This window comes from Mucilaginibacter pineti (genome assembly GCF_900101875.1).
Classification (GTDB): Bacteria; Bacteroidota; Bacteroidia; order Sphingobacteriales; family Sphingobacteriaceae; genus Mucilaginibacter; species Mucilaginibacter pineti.
The window spans coordinates 623,552-639,771 of sequence record NZ_FNAI01000001.1 but is presented as its reverse complement, the minus strand read 5'-3'; the positions used below and the strand labels follow the sequence as shown (position 1 = coordinate 639,771).

General features: G+C 42.7%; 13 protein-coding genes. 7 read left to right on the top strand and 6 right to left on the bottom strand.

What is annotated here, in order from left to right; all coding sequences use genetic code 11:
• Positions 1 to 5 precede the first annotated feature (5 nt).
• From BLS59_RS02590 to BLS59_RS02580, 3 genes are all read left to right on the top strand, one after another.
• Positions 6 to 1,586 (top strand): RagB/SusD family nutrient uptake outer membrane protein, encoded by a 1,581-nt coding sequence (locus BLS59_RS02590; protein ID WP_091143785.1) that lies wholly within the window; start codon positions 6 to 8, stop codon positions 1,584 to 1,586.
• 33 nt (positions 1,587 to 1,619) lie between these two features.
• Complete coding sequence (locus BLS59_RS02585) at positions 1,620 to 2,834, top strand: glycan-binding surface protein (protein WP_091143782.1); 1,215 nt, start codon at positions 1,620 to 1,622, stop codon at positions 2,832 to 2,834.
• Between the two features lie 74 nt (positions 2,835 to 2,908).
• Positions 2,909 to 4,648, top strand: a complete 1,740-nt coding sequence (locus BLS59_RS02580; RefSeq protein ID WP_091145020.1) for an alpha-L-arabinofuranosidase — start codon at positions 2,909 to 2,911, stop codon at positions 4,646 to 4,648.
• Between the two features lie 23 nt (positions 4,649 to 4,671).
• Here the strand turns inward: BLS59_RS02580 and BLS59_RS02575 are convergent, their stop codons facing one another.
• The 5 genes from BLS59_RS02575 to BLS59_RS02555 form a co-directional block, all read right to left on the bottom strand.
• Complete coding sequence (locus tag BLS59_RS02575; RefSeq protein WP_091143778.1) at positions 4,672 to 5,253, bottom strand: Crp/Fnr family transcriptional regulator; 582 nt, start codon at positions 5,251 to 5,253, stop codon at positions 4,672 to 4,674.
• The gene (locus BLS59_RS02570; protein WP_091143772.1) at positions 5,240 to 6,457 is read right to left on the bottom strand and encodes an MFS transporter; all 1,218 of its coding nucleotides are present in this window, start codon (positions 6,455 to 6,457) and stop codon (positions 5,240 to 5,242) included. Before BLS59_RS02570 ends, BLS59_RS02575 begins: the two co-directional genes overlap by 14 nt.
• Before the next feature lie 262 nt (positions 6,458 to 6,719).
• Positions 6,720 to 8,015 (bottom strand): PepSY-associated TM helix domain-containing protein, encoded by a 1,296-nt coding sequence (locus BLS59_RS02565; protein ID WP_091143768.1) that lies wholly within the window; start codon positions 8,013 to 8,015, stop codon positions 6,720 to 6,722.
• A gap of 25 nt (positions 8,016 to 8,040) precedes the next feature.
• Positions 8,041 to 9,252, bottom strand: coding sequence for a DUF4374 domain-containing protein (locus tag BLS59_RS02560; RefSeq protein ID WP_091143764.1), 1,212 nt, complete (start codon positions 9,250 to 9,252; stop codon positions 8,041 to 8,043).
• Between the two features lie 15 nt (positions 9,253 to 9,267).
• The gene (locus BLS59_RS02555) at positions 9,268 to 11,595 is read right to left on the bottom strand and encodes a TonB-dependent receptor (protein WP_091145018.1); all 2,328 of its coding nucleotides are present in this window, start codon (positions 11,593 to 11,595) and stop codon (positions 9,268 to 9,270) included.
• Between the two features lie 380 nt (positions 11,596 to 11,975).
• Between BLS59_RS02555 and BLS59_RS02550 the strand changes: the two genes are divergently transcribed.
• The 4 genes from BLS59_RS02550 (at position 11,976) to BLS59_RS02535 (ending at position 15,684) form a co-directional block, all read left to right on the top strand.
• Positions 11,976 to 13,244 carry an Hsp70 family protein gene (locus BLS59_RS02550; protein ID WP_091143761.1) on the top strand — a complete coding sequence of 423 codons (1,269 nt, stop codon included), beginning with the start codon at positions 11,976 to 11,978 and terminating at the stop codon, positions 13,242 to 13,244.
• A 200-nt stretch (positions 13,245 to 13,444) separates the two neighbouring features.
• Positions 13,445 to 13,744, top strand: coding sequence for an ArsR/SmtB family transcription factor (locus BLS59_RS02545; RefSeq protein WP_091143755.1), 300 nt, complete (start codon positions 13,445 to 13,447; stop codon positions 13,742 to 13,744).
• A gap of 17 nt (positions 13,745 to 13,761) precedes the next feature.
• Positions 13,762 to 14,868: an NADH:flavin oxidoreductase gene (locus tag BLS59_RS02540; protein WP_091143752.1), complete on the top strand. Its 1,107-nt coding sequence runs from the start codon at positions 13,762 to 13,764 to the stop codon at positions 14,866 to 14,868.
• Between the two features lie 354 nt (positions 14,869 to 15,222).
• Positions 15,223 to 15,684: a YdeI/OmpD-associated family protein gene (locus BLS59_RS02535; protein WP_240315129.1), complete on the top strand. Its 462-nt coding sequence runs from the start codon at positions 15,223 to 15,225 to the stop codon at positions 15,682 to 15,684.
• Here BLS59_RS02535 and msrA read toward each other — a convergent pair.
• On the bottom strand, positions 15,678 to 16,172 hold the full coding sequence (gene msrA / locus BLS59_RS02530; RefSeq protein ID WP_091143745.1) for a peptide-methionine (S)-S-oxide reductase MsrA: 495 nt from the start codon (positions 16,170 to 16,172) through the stop codon (positions 15,678 to 15,680). The two genes, BLS59_RS02535 and msrA, sit on opposite strands and share 7 nt — an antisense overlap.
• Positions 16,173 to 16,220 lie beyond the last annotated feature (48 nt).

The following is a 16,220-nucleotide window of genomic DNA, read 5'->3' as shown; positions in this document are numbered from 1 at the left end:
GAATTATGAAACTAACTAAAATAAATATTTATTCATGGCTTATCATTATGATAATCATGATAAGCGGTTGTAAAAAGGATTTCCTGAACAGGCCTCCTTTAACCGGCATTACAACAGATAATTTTTACAAAAGCAAGTCAGATCTTCGGCTTGCTACGGCTGCACTTTATGCCCAGCCGTGGTTTTACTGGAATCAGTTTCCGATGCTCGGTATTGGCGATATCATGAGCGGCAACATGTTGCAGCCTTACAACGGCGATCTGGTACAGTTCACCACGTTTTCCATTACACCGCAAAACTCTTATATAGAGCAATCGTGGAAATCGTTTTTTGATATTGTGGCGCATTGTAACATCAATATAAAAACCATTAATACCAAAGTGCCTGATAGTGTTGCTGTAGCAGATAAAAACGGTGCGCTTGGCGAATTAAGATTTATACGCGCCAGCTCGTACTTTTTAATAGCACAAATATGGGGAGCAGTACCTATTATTGAGGATAACGACAAATTGATAGCCAACCCTTTGGTGCCACGCAATAAGCTTACCGACGTTTATAAATTTATAATAAACGATTTAAGATTTGCAGCAACCAATTTACCCAATACAGATCAGCCCGGCCGCGTAACCACATGGAGTGCGCAAGGCTTGCTGGCAAAGGTTTATTTAACAAGGGCAGGCTTAGGCCAAAGCGGCAGCCGTAACCAGGCCGATCTTGATAGTGCTGCTTATTACGCTGGTAAAGTGTGTAATACAAGCGGTTTGGCACTTTTACCAAGTTATTATAACCTGTTTAAAACCCAATTTAATGATAACCCTGAGTCTTTGTTTGCTTTTCAATGGGCACCGGGTGTAGGATACGGCAACGGCAACGCAATTGAAGCGCAGTTTGCACCAAGTGCATCTATTGTTACTGGTGGTGGTGGTTATGGCGGCGCCATCGGGCCAACAATTGATTTGGCTAATTTGTATTCCGAGCAGGACTCTATACGTCGTAAAGCCACCTTTATGCTTACCGGCGAGCACTATCCCGAGTTGAACGCGGCGGGCGGCGGTTATACGGCTACGGGTGTAAACGTTAAAAAGCATATTGTGGGTACAGCAGCCGACAATAATTCGCCTACTATGGATTTTTGGTCGTCTATTGAACATAATACGGTGCTGCGCCTGGGCGATGTGTATCTGGTTTATGTTGAAGCATTACTTGGCAATAACGCGTCTACCACAAATGCCGAAGCTGTAAAGTATTTTAACGCTATCCGCTCAAGGGCAGGGGTCGATCCGATTAATACAATCACCCCCGAAATACTCCGGAAAGAAAGAAGGGTTGAACTTGCATTTGAAGGCCAGTATTGGTTTGATTTGGTTCGCCTTTCATACTATGATCCACAGGCAGCGAGTGATGCACTTAATAAGCAGCAAAGACAGCAGTTTACTTATAACCCCGGTACCGGCGTAAAAACGCCTGTAGTTAACGGACTTATTATTACCCCTGCAACAGTGGCCACGTTTACACTTCCTATACCGGCAAATGATCAAACCGCGGATCCGAGGTTGTTGGAAGAACCGGTGGAATATTATAAATAGATAAAAGATTCATTTATATAAGTCTTAAAAAACATGAAAAAATTAGTTTATTATACCAATAGCCGTTTGTTGATTATCTTAATTGCAGCGGCAGCTTTTCTTTTACAGGGTTGTAAAAAAGATGCATCATCATCAACGGGTATACCCGCCATCAGCGCCATTCGCAATTATGTTGCACATCCAGGCGATTCGCTATTGAGCAGCGCGGGTACCGGGCAATGGATAGTGATCTCGGGTAAAAATTTAAAAGGCGCGCTCCATATCAATATCGATGGGGTAGCAGCATCCTTTAATGATGCCTGGTTTTCTGATACCAGTGCCATTGTGCTTATACCTGCTGTTATAGCTTTTCCATCTGTTCCGTCAAGCAAGCTTAATACCATCGAATACATAACTATACATGGGCAAACTACTTTTTCTTTCCCTATAGTGGCACCTGCACCAACCATTTCTGGTATTTCAAACGAAAGTGCAAATGTCGGCGATTCGGTTAAGATCAACGGTTTTAGTTTTTTCTTTATTAAGAACGTTACGTTTGCGGGCAAAACCATTACAGATTATACGGCATCAAATGATGGTACCACAATTACCCTGGCGGTGCCATCAGGTATCACAACAGGCGGGCCGGTGAGCGTTACTACCGCTACTGGTTCAGTAACAACCGTTTATAATGTGGAAGATTTTGTAAGCGGTGTGTTTTGCAATTTTGATGCTATAAACACATACCCCTGGGGTTCAGGTACCTCAAATAGTTCGTACCCCGGCAATACAGGTTATTTTGATGTGATGGGGGCAACCAACCTGCCAGCGGGCGGAACTGATTGGTATGACTATCCACACTCAATCAACCTAAACGCGTCGCAATGGGTTCCAGCATCAGATATTGCCGCCAGTTTGGACAGCTATGCGGTAAAGTTTGAGATAAATGTTACCAAACCGTGGTCGAACGGAACCATTTATATTTTGGCCAATTATAATTTCAGTAATATGGCGGCCTATAATCCCTGGAAAAATGCTGACGGTAGTAAAACGCCGTTTACTACAAAAGGTTGGCAGACAGTAACTATTCCTTTGTCGAACTTTATTGTAAAGGATGGTGTTGCCGGCTTGCCGCCTGCATCAATAGCTGCTTTAACAGGGGCAAGTGGAAATACAGGTATGGAGTTTATGTTTATGAATTACACCAAAGATCCTGTTGTGTTGTTTGAAGCAGCCATTGATAATATAAGAGTAGTTAAAATTAAATAGTTTAAATTGAGTTAGTTGGTACGGCCATCACCGTAGTATTGGTGGTGGCCTTTTTTATTAAACACAAAGTAATTATGAAGATGCTTCGATTATATAGTTTATCTACATTTCTTATACCAATTATGCTTTCGTGCTCAAAAAGCAAAGCCGAAAAGCAGGCAACCACGAGCGGCAAAGATACTTCGGTGATTCCCGTTACTGTAAAGCCACAAACAGATGTTGAGATTGCGAAAACACAAGGCTTTTTCTTAAATGATTGGGCTGCAAAAACTTTTACTACCCCAACTACTGCCGATGTTACAAAGCCTGCAGCCAGCGCAACAGTAACAATTAATGTTGATTATAGTAATGTACTTGCTAAGGTTTCAAAGTATTTGTTTGGGAATAACACAAACCCCTATATGGGACAAATTGTTACCGAACCAACCCTCATTAATAACCTTAAAGCACTCTCGCCAAATATCCTCCGTTTTCCGGGCGGCAATATCAGTAGCGTTTATTTTTGGGATGGGAAAATCCCCGCTGATGCTCCGGCTACACTTTACGATTCTGACGGTAACAGCACAACGGCCGATTACTGGTTAGGGAATAACACGGCCGGCTGGACACTATCGCTGGATAACTATTACAATACACTGCAGCAAACCAACAGCCAGGGTATTATAACTATAAACTACAGCTATGCGCGTTACGGTTTAAGTGCGCATCCAGATCAGGTTGCCGCACACCTTGCCGCCGAATGGGTACGCCATGATAAGGGCCGAACAAAATACTGGGAAATTGGAAATGAGAATAATGGTCCTTGGCAGGCGGGCTGGAAAATTGACCTCGCTAATAATAAAGATGCCCAGCCTCAAATAATCACCGGTGAACTTTATGGTAAACATTTTAAAGTATTTGCCGATTCGATGCGGAAAGCTGCAACTGAAACCGGCGCAACTATTAAGATTGGTGCCCAGTTGATACAAACAAACCCTGTAAACTCGTGGAACGTGGTAGATAAAACCTGGAACTCGGGATTGTTTGCCTCGGCGGGCGATTATCCCGATTTTTATATCGTTCATGACTATTATACCGCTCAAACCAATCTGGATGCGGCAACAATACTTAATTCGGCAGTATCGGAATCAAAAATAATGATGGATTGGATGAATACTACTACGCAGCAGGGTGGGGTAGCGTTAAAACCCATTGCATTAACGGAGTGGAATATATTTGCCACAGGATCAAAGCAAATGGTATCAAACATAGCCGGTATTCATGCCACCATGGTGCTTGGCGAATTAATTAAAGATCAATTTGGTATGGCGAGCCGCTGGGATCTGGCAAACGGCTATGCCAATGGCGATGATATGGGGATGTTTAGCTCTGGCGATGAACCCGATAATGCGACAAAATGGAATGCCCGGCCCGCTTTTTACTACATGTACTATTTTCAAAAATACTTTGGCGATAAAATGGTTGGTTCATCGGTAACCGGAAGTAATGATATATTAAGCTATGCTTCTTCGTTTAGCTCAGGTCAGGCGGGTGCGGTTATAGTTAACAAAGGTACCTCATCGCAGGTAATCAATGTTAATATGCAGAACTTTGCGCCTGGTGCGAGATACTATTATTACACCTTAACCGGTGGTACAGATAATGGTGAGTTTTCGCGCAAAGTATATATCAACGGGAATGGTCCAACTTCTGTTTCGGGTGGCCCTGCAAATTATCAGCAATTGGCTGCAAGCTCCGCTACGGTAAATGGAGGTATCAAGGTATCAATACCTCCCCGGTCGGTGGTGTTTTTAGTTGTTGATGGTAAAAAATGATAACAGGTAAAGGCACGTTACCGCTATTTTCGTTTCATTCGGCTGAGTGTTTCTGGTGACATATTTAGGTAAGATGCTACAACTTTATTGGGCAAGCGTTGAACGATTCTTGGGTTTTTAATGAGTAATTCCTTGTAACGTTCCACCGCATCCTTGGTCACTTCCCGTTGGTAGATATCCAGGTTGGTGATGTAAGCCGATTCCAGGTAACTCCTGAAAAATTTTTCCCAGACAGGGATAAGTTCCAGCAAGTAATAAAAATCACGGCGATGGATTCGGAGGATATCTGTTGGTTCCATCGCCTGTGTATATTCCAGGGAGGCTTTCCCGGTTAAAAAACTGGCCAGGCTGGTAGCAAATTCATTTTCGAACGCAAAATAACGGGTTACTTCTTGGCCGTCGTCTCTGATGAAAAATATGCGCAGGCAACCCTTGTACACAAAATTTATGTACTGGCTATGGTCGCCGGCACTCAATAGGATTTGGTTACGTTTGGCATGTAATGGTTTGAAATGACCCAGTACCAGCGACATTTGTTCCGCAGTTAGATGAACGATGCTGGCAATATGTTGCTCAAGCTGGTGATGTGAATTATTTTGTTCCATTGTTCCTGTATTCGCGATATACCAGGATAACGCTGGTTGCCGCTGCAAGTGTACCAAAAAGATAAACATTTTGGTAATGCGATTGTCCGGCTATCCAACCGGCCAAAGGTGCGGTCAGTCCTAATCCCAGATCGAAAAAGGCGTTATAAGCTGCAATAGCCATTCCACGGTTAGCAGGCGGCACTTTCTTCATGGCTATCTGGCCCAATGAAGGAAATATCAGCGACATTCCTATGCCGGTTAAAGCTGCGCCTAAAATGGTAAACGTTCCGCTGATACCTGCCCAGATCAGTAGTTGTCCGGCAATCTCAATGAGCAGAGAAATCAGCGCTATTCTGGCGCCACCAAATTTATCGGGTGCACCAGACAAAAAAATCCGAACGATAACATAACAAAGGCCAAAAGCGGTAAGTGCGAATGAAGCATTTTGCCAATGGTTTTGCAAAAAGTAAAGAGAAATAAAGGAGGCGATGCCGCCAAAACCGATACTGGCCAGTGCCAGTGCGCTTCCCGAGGTCCAAACCAAGCCAACCGCCTTATAAAACGGCAGCCGGGTTGTTGATTTTGGCAGTGGTACAGGTGGGAGCAAACGCATGATCAGGTAAATGATACAGGGTAAGATAATGGTAAGGCTAAATAACCAGTTTAATCCAAACAGCGTTTGCAGCAGCATACCGGCGGGCGCTCCGCAGGCCATTCCTGAATACATGCCCATCCCGTTCCAGACCATTACTTTGCCGGTGTTATTATGACCTACCAGTGCGAAACCCCAGGCAAATATGCCAACCACTAAAAAACTTTCCCCAATCCCCAACAAGATTCGACCTGCCAGCACTAAACCTAAACTAAGAAAGGGTGGGTGCACCAAGGATGTAGCCATAAACAGAAGGATTCCTGAAAAGGCAGAGGTAATAATGCCGGTTAGCACCGAGCGTTTACCGCCTTTATGATCGGCCATTTTACCGGCAAACTGGCGCGTGGCCAGTGTGGTCACGTATTGCGTACCAATTACAACACCTACCCAAATATTGCTGAGGCCGAGTGTTTGGTGGATAAAAGCAGGTAATACGCCCAATGAAATACCCATTATCATGAACTCGGTAAACACCATACCGAAGATGACTCCTAAATTTCGAGTCATTCCGTATGGAGCAACCGATTCTTGTGAAACTATATTTTGATTGATGGTTGAAATTGAATCCATAATTATTTTTTACAAAACTGATCAGAATCTTTGGTGTATGTATTGATCTATATCAACGAATTGGAATAAATGGACGAATTGCGTTTTTTTGATAGTAAAATGGTCTTTTAAACAAAACGCGCTATCACTTTTAAGCAGAGCTTTGCATGATAAATTAAATATCATGACAACAACACACGCAAATATTAATCAGTTAGCAAGGTCATTGCCAAGTATCCAATAAAAAAAGCCCCTCGCGGAGCTTTTTAAATACTTTGCCTTATCAGGATTGTTCCATTTTTACCTGCACCCTAAAACGGGGCTTGCTTGTTAGCTCGCCGGTTTGGGATGTGTTTTTTTCTATCCGATTAATATCGGTAGGCTTCTTTGGCTTTTTGTTCCGCTTACCCCACCAAACCAGAAAACCGGTTACCGGTAAACTGGCACCAATCAGCGATGCTAAAAATGCCATTACTTTTCCGGGCAGACCAAGTATGGCTCCGATATGTATATCGTAATTCATTTTTCGCACTTTTTGACCAAAGCCCGCTTTTTCATAAGGTACCCAATAGGGGTCTTGGCGATTCATTTGCTTTAGTGTGTACTGGTCAAATGTATAACTTCGGCTGTTGTAAAACTGACCGGCTGTTGGGTAAACAGTTATATTGATGGTAGAGGCCGCGCTCGTCATATCCGGGTAGTTGTAATAAAACCCCATCGACTTTGGATTTTCTGACAACACTTTTTGCCAAAGTATGTTCATAGCCACTTTTGAGTCTTTTGCACCAACAGCTTGCAGGCTGTCTGACTTCATTCGGCGAGATTCTTTTAGTTTTTCTCCGCCCGTAGTTACCCAGTATAGCCCGTCACTAAACCATCTTAACCCGAATACTAAACCTGTTAGGGCGATAAACAATAGGAATACCATGGCATAAAAGCCAAATACATTATGCAGATCCAGGTTCACACGTTTAAATGATGCGCCCCATTTTATCTTAAAGCTCTTATCCCGGGTAGATTTGTTCCACTTTTTGGGATACCACCAGATAAGTCCTGTGATCAAAATTAATACAAAAATCAAGGTTGCGTAATCAACAATCGGGCGACCGATATCATAGGGAAGCCAAAGCGCGCGGTGTCCATTTAATATAAATCGAAAGAAATCGGTTTCACCCTTTTTGCTGATCTCCCGGCCTATTACCTGCCCTGTATAAGGGTTGATCTTTAGCATTACCCCGCCGCCGCCCCGGCGAACAATTTTTCCGGGTTTGCGCAAAGAGAGGTTTACAACTTTACCCTGTTGGTAACTGGCATAAGCGGGTATCATTTCCGGATAAGCATTTGCACCTATTGTTGCCAATACTGCAGGACTAAGTACCGGTTTTGCCTGGTATGCGATATTGTTTTCCGGTTCAAAGATGCTGGTGATTTCTTCATTAAACACCCAGATACAGCCGGTAAGACAAACGATGAACACAATTAGTCCCGAGCCCAGCCCCAGCCATAAGTGCAGCCAGTTATTGATTTTTTTTAAACGCGTGTCTTTTGACTTTTTTAAAGTGCCTTTGTCGGGTTTCATTGTGTTGGTATTGTTTGTTTGAAGATTAATTAAGGAACTGTATGGCAGTAATGGTTCCGCCTTCAACTTTTAATCCTTTAGTAGCGGTTGTTGTAGCAGCGTCTACCTTGTATACATAGCTGGTACCATCCTTTAAGTTAACACCTATGTAGCCTGTTTTTCCATCTTTTGGCGTGTAGTTGTTGGTGGTTAAACTTTGGATATCAGTAGTTGCAGGCAGGCCGGTAACTTTTTTAAAGGTTTTATTGGCTACGTTAACAATACCTACTGTACTGCCTGTTGTATACGCTCCTTTTTCAGCTTTGGCACTGGCATTTACTATAAATGTGTTATTGCCCAGGTACACCCAGTTGGTAATGTTCATCCCCCCGCTGGCTTCCTCAAAATTGAAGTAATAAGATTGGTCGAACTCAGTAGTTCCTGCCTTGATGCGGGTAATTGCTGATGGCTTTGTAGAAGTGAGTACTTTATCGGTAACGCCTACTGAAGCCGAGAACGCATAAATATCATTGTTTTCGGTAAGCGCCAAACCATCTGTAAAATAACGGCCGATAAAGCTGGTGCGGCTATCGGTAATTACTTTTTCCAGTTTCATATCGGCATAATTGAAAATAGCGATCCAGGCTCCGTCCGGGTGGTTAGTTGAAAATGTGTTGTTCAGAATAGTGAAATAAGGAGCGTATACTTTATCACCAACTTGTTTAATCCAGCTGAAATGGGCCAGTTCACCCAAGCCTGTCAGGTCTAAGGTATTAACAGTTCCTTCCGAAGTGATCAGCAGGCTGTTAGTATTAACCTTGTACCAGCTTGAGGTTGGTGTAGCCGGGTTTCGGGCTATTTTGAATAGGAGCAGATCGTCATTAACAGGGGCAAAAGCCTGGACTGTTTCAGTTTGAAAATTGGTAAGTTTATTCAGCTTTCCGTCTTTTACGTTATAAGCTGTAACGGCACCTGGGTTTCCCTGGCCATACAACATACTGAAAAATTTGTTATTGGTGGTTACATAGTAACGGTAAGTACCATCCTGTTCAATACCGTTACCAGCGGTGGAGATTGTACCTGCTTCCAGGCTTCCGGCAGTTAGCAGGTAATCGGCTACACCAGTAGAGGCGGCAGGGGTAACGGTTAAGATGTAATTGCCCGGATTGTCAGGTACTTTGTTATCATTGTTGTTTTTAGAGCAGGATGCGAATGCGGCGGCAACGCACAGGGCCGCGATGGTAGATTTAAAGTTCATGTGATTTGATTTTTATTATGATTTATTAATGAAGTAGCGCAGGTTAAGGTAAAAGCCGCGACCAGGCTTTTGCAGACTAAAGTTGTCATATAACAAGGCGTTGGCGATATTGCGGCCTTCGAGCCCAATGTTGTACCGGCCGTTGGCTATACTGTAAACCATGTTTACGTCATGGCTCAGTTGTTGTGGAATGTCCAGCTTGTCGCCACCCCGGCTTGGCCAGTATAGGTAAAATGCATGTACATATAGGAGGTTATAACCTATATTCAGGTTATTGCCTTTAACCCCAATATTTTTTAGTGATACGGAAGCATCGGCGTTCCCAAACAGGTAGGGGATATTCGGCATCTGGTCTTTATAAACCGGGCTTATCCCGGTATAACCAGGTTCATACTTTTGCAGGTTTTGCAGATACTGGTAGGTTAGTGTTGTTCCCATACTCAACCAGTTTTTATATGAATACCTGATCTCGCCATCGCCGCCTACTGTTCTTACACCATCACGGTTATCCGCTACCAGTTTCGATTGGTTATTGTTTAACCGGTTATAAATAAAATTGGTAGACTGACGATATATAGCATTGGCATTAACCATGAATTTATTATCCGGATTAATGGCAAATGCATAACTGATACCCAGGTTCACGTTATTGCTTTGTTCAGGTTTCAGGCTGGGGTTGCCTTCCTGGTTCTCCACGTCGCCAAAAATTTCCTGTGCCTCTGGCATACGGTTGGTTAATTCGTATGAGGATTTGATCTGTAAATTAGGAGTTAGGAAGTATGTGGTTGCTATACCGTATCCCAATTTGTTGGTTGCCGCGCTATTGCCGTTAGTTCCGGTAGAATTGTTTTGGTAGATGTATTTTCCAAATAACGATGTGCTCCATTTATCCTTAATGTCGTAGCTATAACCAAGGCCCAAAACATTTTTTTGCGTTTTCTTGGGTGTTTCATCAGCTATGGAAGGATTCAAAGGGTCGGTTCCTTTGCGGTTAAAAGTGGTAAACACATTGCTTAACGCAATACCCTGCCGCTCGTCCATACGGTAGTTTAGCATGGTGGTGGCGATACCGTTATTATTTTTGTATTTGTAAAGGCTTCTCGCGCGTTCTCCATTAGAACCATTGGGTTTGCTGTTGCCGAACCAGTCATAACGAACATTCATTGTATCAATATTTCGCTCACTGCCCAGGTTATAGTTAGCATTAACTGTTACATCCAAACCTTTAACAAGGTCCGTTTTTTTATACTTCAGGGTGGGCATCACAATGTCGCCTCTGCTATGCCAGCCGCCAAATACTGATACCATTCGCGCGCCGGTTTGGATCTCTTTGTAGTTTTTACCCAGCGTAATCCCGAAGAGTAATTTATCGGCATAGCTTTTATCTACCACACCAACATTTGCAATCAGTGTTTCGTTATGGTATTTATCGTGGAAACGGCGCAGGTAAGCACCCGGCGTGTAAGCACCGGTATTGATATCTGCGGCATCTACTTTTACCTTATAATCATTGTCTGAATAGTTTTGAAAAGCGTTAAGCTGTATGGTGAAACCATTTTTTGTGGTTGCCGCTGCATTGATGACACTGCGGTGCGTATTAAAGGAGCCATAGGAGTAAGAGGCATCTACATAATTGCGGTAACGGTCGCCGGTGATGATGTTAATTGCCCCGCCCAGCGCATCTGAACCCAGCCAAATGGGCACTACGCCCTTGTAAACCTCTAAACGATCAGCAATATTGATCGGGATATTATTGATCTGGAAAGACGAACCGAAATTGTCCATCGGTATTCCATCAATAAAATACTTTACATGGTTACCTGAAAACCCGTTCAGCGAGAGATTAAAATTCGATCCCACACCGCCAGACTCCCGCACACGTATCCCCGCCACGCGGTCAAGCGCCCCGGCCAGGTCAAGCGTGGTGTTATAAAGTTTTTTGGCGTCTATAGCAGTTACGTTGAAAGCTTGCCGGTTACTCTCCTTTACTGCGCTTCGGCCGGTAACGGTAACCGTTTCCATATCAACCAAGGCATCTTTCAAGGTAATATGCGCTTCGCTTTCTTTGTCGGCTTTAACTATAACCTGTCGGTGTTCGGTTTTAAAACCAACCGCGCTGATAGCAAGTGTGTAGGGCCCTGGCTTTAGGCCTTTAATGAAGAAGGAGCCTTCTTCATTGGTCATAGTACCTATGCCAGTGTTTTGCAGTTGGACAGTTGCCGCGCTAATAGGTTGGCCGGCCGAATTTTTCACTTGACCCCGGATGGATACTGGGCCTTGTGCATTCGTAAAAATACTATGGGCGCATAGCAGGGCCGATAGCAAAATTTTTCTAAATTGCATTGCTTTTTGATTGAAGTTGAAGAGCAACCGGCTTGCCCGGTTAAGCCGTACAGTTCCCGCTGTACGGCTATTTTTTTGCCTGGACAAATATAGTTTTATTTAGAATGATTACAAATAACATCGGTGAATTAGTTATAAAAAAACATTGTTATTTGATATGCAGATAGTTATGGGGTTTATTATATCTGATACTTTAGTGCTCGGATTAGTAATACCACCTTATCATTCTATTAAGATTATATCAGAGGTGAAATAGTAGATTGGTAAATGCAGGTAGTATTTAAGTGAAAAACTGTCTTTTTAAACATCGATTTTGTTCATTAGCTATTTTTTTAATACTTTCGCCGCCCTTAAAAATTTTACTGTTTACATCCCTCGTTATGAATAAGTTTTTATACGGAATTGATTTCGGAACAACCAACTCGGCTTTGGCAATTTATGACGAAGACACGAAGGAAATATATAGCACTATCATTATACCCTCGCTCATTTATTTTTATCACCAGCAAAAGGCAGGGAGTGTGCAGAACTATGTTGTAGGCGAAGAGGCTATTACTGCCTATCTTAACGATGGGATGAAAGGGCGGTTCATTAAATCTGTTAAGCAGATACTATCAAGAAGCAGTTTTACAGAAACCCTTATTCATAATAAGCGGTACAATGCTTCTCATTTGGTGGCTATCATCTTAAAGGAGTTGAAACAAAGGGCAGATGAATTAATTGGGCAGGACTGTCGTAAAGCGGTAATTGGCCGGCCTGTTTTTTTTGATGACGATGATGTGCAAAAAGACACATTGGCGCAAACAAGGCTAAATAAAGCTGCACAACTTGCAGGTTTTGAAGATGTGCGTTTTCAATTTGAGCCTATTGGTGCTGCCTTTGCCTATGAAAAGGAACTTATAAAAAGGGAAAACGTATTGGTTGCCGATTTAGGTGGAGGTACCACAGATTTTACTTACCTGGTGCTCGACCCTAAAAATGTTGGCAGTAAGGACAGGAAAAATGATATGATGGCCCGCGGTGGGATCTACGTGGGTGGTGATAGCCTGGATTCGGCATTTATGTGGGAAAAAGGTACACCATATTTTGGCAAGTATGCGCAATATGAGGCAACACCCGGGAAGGTGTTGGATGTGCCAAAATCACTATTTGTGAATATTTGCTCCTGGGAACAAATGAACTTTTTTAATGGTCAGCGCATTAAAAAGGATATTGAAGATTACTATTATTTCTCGGGCAACGACCGAAAATTTAAAAACCTGATAACACTCATTGAAAACAACCTCGGCTATTCGGTCTTTCAATCCATCGAAAAAACAAAAATTGAGTTATCAAATGTGGATACTTCGATGTTCAACTATCGCAAAATGGGCATCAACATTAACGAGGAGATTCCCTTGCCTATTTATGAACAAATTATAGCAAAGGATGTAACTAAAATTGCAAACTACCTGGACGAATTTATGTTGCAGAATGATATAGACCCCAAAAATATCGACAGCCTTTTTTTAACCGGTGGTACTTCTATGGTGAGCAGTATTCAAAAACTATTCAAAAACAGATTTCCTCATGTTAATTTAAACTCGGGCGATAACTTTAAAAGTGTGGCCAAGGGTTTGGCTTATAGCGGCTATCTCTTCGAGGATTAATTTTATCTCCAATAAAACTTTTTCTTTTTTGATAACTGCCTTTTGTGGCTATCAAAAGCATCTTTTCTTGTATAAGCTATAGGTAACCATAGTCATTACCGGGTTCTAAAAAATTGATAGACGTTCCAATAAATCATCTGCAAAAAGTCATTTAATTACTTTAATTGGTATATCGGGAAAAGTCGATATATCTTTGACGTATGGACCAGGTAGAAATTTTCAAAGCACTTTCCAACAAAACCAGGCTGCAGATCCTCAATTGGCTTAAAGAACCTGAGCTCAGCTTTCCCGATCAGGCTGTTTACGGTTTCTCGGATGGCGTTTGCGTTGGTCAGATACAGCAAAAAACAGGTCTTACCCAGTCTACCGTTTCAGAATACTTATCCACTTTGCAGCGTGCAGGGCTCGTTAAATCGGTACGTAAGGGACAATGGACTTATTATCAAAGAAATGAAGAGGCATTTGCCATGCTAAGTAAACTTATTCAAACAGAAATTTAATAAACACAACTATAAATATGAACACAGATAATTTGTTCAAGCCATTTAGCTTGAAATCATTAAATATTAAAAACCGCATTGTGATGGCGCCCATGACCCGATCATTTTCCCCGAATGGTGTACCCACTGCAGATGTGGCGGCTTATTATCGTAAAAGGGCTGAAGGTGAGGCTGGGTTGATCTTATCAGAGGGAACGGTTATTAACCGTGTATCTTCTTCCAACGATGGTAATATCCCACATTTTTATGGAGATGCAGCCTTGGCCGGCTGGAAGAACGTGATAGATGGTGTGCACCAGGCAGGCGGCGCAATGGGACCGCAGATATGGCATATGGGCATTATGGACAACCATCATTCCGGCTGGTTACCGGCTGAACCTTTTGAAGGTCCATCTGGTTTAAACCGCCCCGGCTCTAACAACGGTAAAACTATGACAGAAAGTGATATTGGCGATACCATCGCCGCCTTTGGGCAGGCTGCAGCAGATGCTAAAAACCTGGGATTCGACTGTGTGGAGGTCCATGGTGCTCATGGCTACCTGATTGACCAGTTCTTTTGGGATGGCACGAACGAGCGTACCGATATTTATGGTGGTAAAACCTTGCCTGAGCGTAGTCTGTTTGCTTTGGAGGTGATCAAAGAAGTGAGAAAAAGAGTAGGAGAAGATTTTGCAGTTATCATACGTTTATCCCAGTGGAAACCGGCTGATTACACCAATCAACTGGCCACAAACCCACAAGAATTGGAAGCCTGGCTCAATCCGATGGCAGATGCCGGTGTTGATATTTTTCATTGCTCGCAACGCCGTTTTTGGGAGCCTGAATTTGAAGGTTCTGATCTTAATTTTGCAGGCTGGGCAAAAAAAATAACAGGTAAAGCAACAATTACCGTAGGCTCAGTAGGGCTTACCGGCGAGTTCCTGGCAGCTTTTGCCGGCGAAAGTTCACAACCGAGTTCACTTGATGAATTAATGAGACGTATGGACCGGGGCGATTTTGATTTGGTAGGTGTAGGTCGGCCACTATTGGCCGATCCTTTTTGGCCGAAAAAAATCCGTGAGGATCGTACAGATGAGCTAAAAGGCTTTACCAAAGCAGCGCTTGGCGAACTGGTATTAGACTAATTATTATATATATTAGACTTTTCCTTAGCAACAAAACCACGTTTCTGATTCAGAAACGTGGTTTTGTTGCTTTATCTCATGCGTATTTTTATTAAAATTTTTTTATCGGGCAAGATTTGTTGGTTTAATCATTATTATCAATTATTTTTTACTCCTGACATAAGGCTGTCATCCGGCTGGCTTATGTTTGGTTATAAATTCTAAATTTTACCGTATCGAATTATGACGAATACTATAAAAAAAGATATTGAAACCTTTTGCCCGGCAAGCCGACAGGAGTGGAGGCAATGGTTGCAAGAGCATCACGATAAAAAGCAATCAATTTGGCTCATTTACTACAAAAAGGAGGCGAATTTGCCAACACTCACCTGGAGTGAGGCGGTTGAAGAAGCACTTTGTTTTGGCTGGATAGACAGTATAAAAAAGTCGGTTGACAATGAAACCTTTATGCAGTTTTTCTGCACACGAAAACCAACCAGTGTTTGGTCAAAAATCAACAAAGGAAAGGTTCAACGATTAATTGTTGAGGGACTTATTACCGAAGCAGGGCACAAAAGTATAGAAACTGCAAAGCAAAATGGTTCCTGGATGATTTTAGATCATGTAGAGGAATTGTTGATACCTAAAGAGCTGGAAGATGCTTTTAAGATCCAGCCAGGTTCAGAGATGTTTTTTATGGGTTTAAGCAAGTCTGTCAGAAAAGCAATTTTACAATGGCTTGTTTTGGCCAAGCGACCAGAAACCCGACAAAAACGAATTGAAGAAATAGCAGCACTTGCAGCTCAAAAACTGAAACCTAAACAGTTTTATTATTGATCCAGTTTCCAGTCTGGTCTTTCAAAGTGGCAGGTGTACCCATATGGGTTTTTCTGCAAATAATTCTGGTGTTCGGCTTCAGCGTTCCAAAAGTCGGTTGCCGGTACTACTTCAGTTATTATCTTCCCGGGCCATACACCAGAGGTATCCATTTCTGCTATCAATTCATTTGCAACTTCACGCTGGCTTTCATCCTGAAAAAAAATGGCAGAGCGATAAGATGTGCCTATGTCATTCCCCTGCCTGTTGCGGGTTGTTGGATCGTGGATCTGGAAAAAATATTCAAGGAGTTTGCGATAAGATAGCTGGGCCGGATCAAACGTCACGGCTATACCTTCGGCATGTGTACCATGATTCCGGTAAGTAGCATTAGGTACATCTCCGCCGGTATAGCCAACTACTGTTGAAATAACACCAGGGTAATGACGTATCAACTCTTCAACTCCCCAAAAACAACCGCCGGCCAATATTGCTTTTTCCGTATTCATATAGCTTTATTTTTTGATAGGTAAAGTTATAGCACAAATGGGTGAATG

Bases quoted from the DNA above. Each gene is read 5' to 3' on its own strand.
- BLS59_RS02590 (WP_091143785.1), top strand. From the start codon at position 6: ATGAAACTAACTAAAATAAATATTTATTCATGGCTTATCATTATGATA.
- BLS59_RS02585 (WP_091143782.1), top strand. From the start codon at position 1,620: ATGAAAAAATTAGTTTATTATACCAATAGCCGTTTGTTGATTATCTTA.
- BLS59_RS02580 (WP_091145020.1), top strand. From the start codon at position 2,909: ATGAAGATGCTTCGATTATATAGTTTATCTACATTTCTTATACCAATT.
- BLS59_RS02575 (WP_091143778.1), bottom strand. From the start codon at position 5,253: ATGGAACAAAATAATTCACATCACCAGCTTGAGCAACATATTGCCAGC.
- BLS59_RS02570 (WP_091143772.1), bottom strand. From the start codon at position 6,457: ATGGATTCAATTTCAACCATCAATCAAAATATAGTTTCACAAGAATCG.
- BLS59_RS02565 (WP_091143768.1), bottom strand. From the start codon at position 8,015: ATGAAACCCGACAAAGGCACTTTAAAAAAGTCAAAAGACACGCGTTTA.
- BLS59_RS02560 (WP_091143764.1), bottom strand. From the start codon at position 9,252: ATGAACTTTAAATCTACCATCGCGGCCCTGTGCGTTGCCGCCGCATTC.
- BLS59_RS02555 (WP_091145018.1), bottom strand. From the start codon at position 11,595: ATGCAATTTAGAAAAATTTTGCTATCGGCCCTGCTATGCGCCCATAGT.
- BLS59_RS02550 (WP_091143761.1), top strand. From the start codon at position 11,976: ATGAATAAGTTTTTATACGGAATTGATTTCGGAACAACCAACTCGGCT.
- BLS59_RS02545 (WP_091143755.1), top strand. From the start codon at position 13,445: ATGGACCAGGTAGAAATTTTCAAAGCACTTTCCAACAAAACCAGGCTG.
- BLS59_RS02540 (WP_091143752.1), top strand. From the start codon at position 13,762: ATGAACACAGATAATTTGTTCAAGCCATTTAGCTTGAAATCATTAAAT.
- msrA (WP_091143745.1), bottom strand. From the start codon at position 16,172: ATGAATACGGAAAAAGCAATATTGGCCGGCGGTTGTTTTTGGGGAGTT.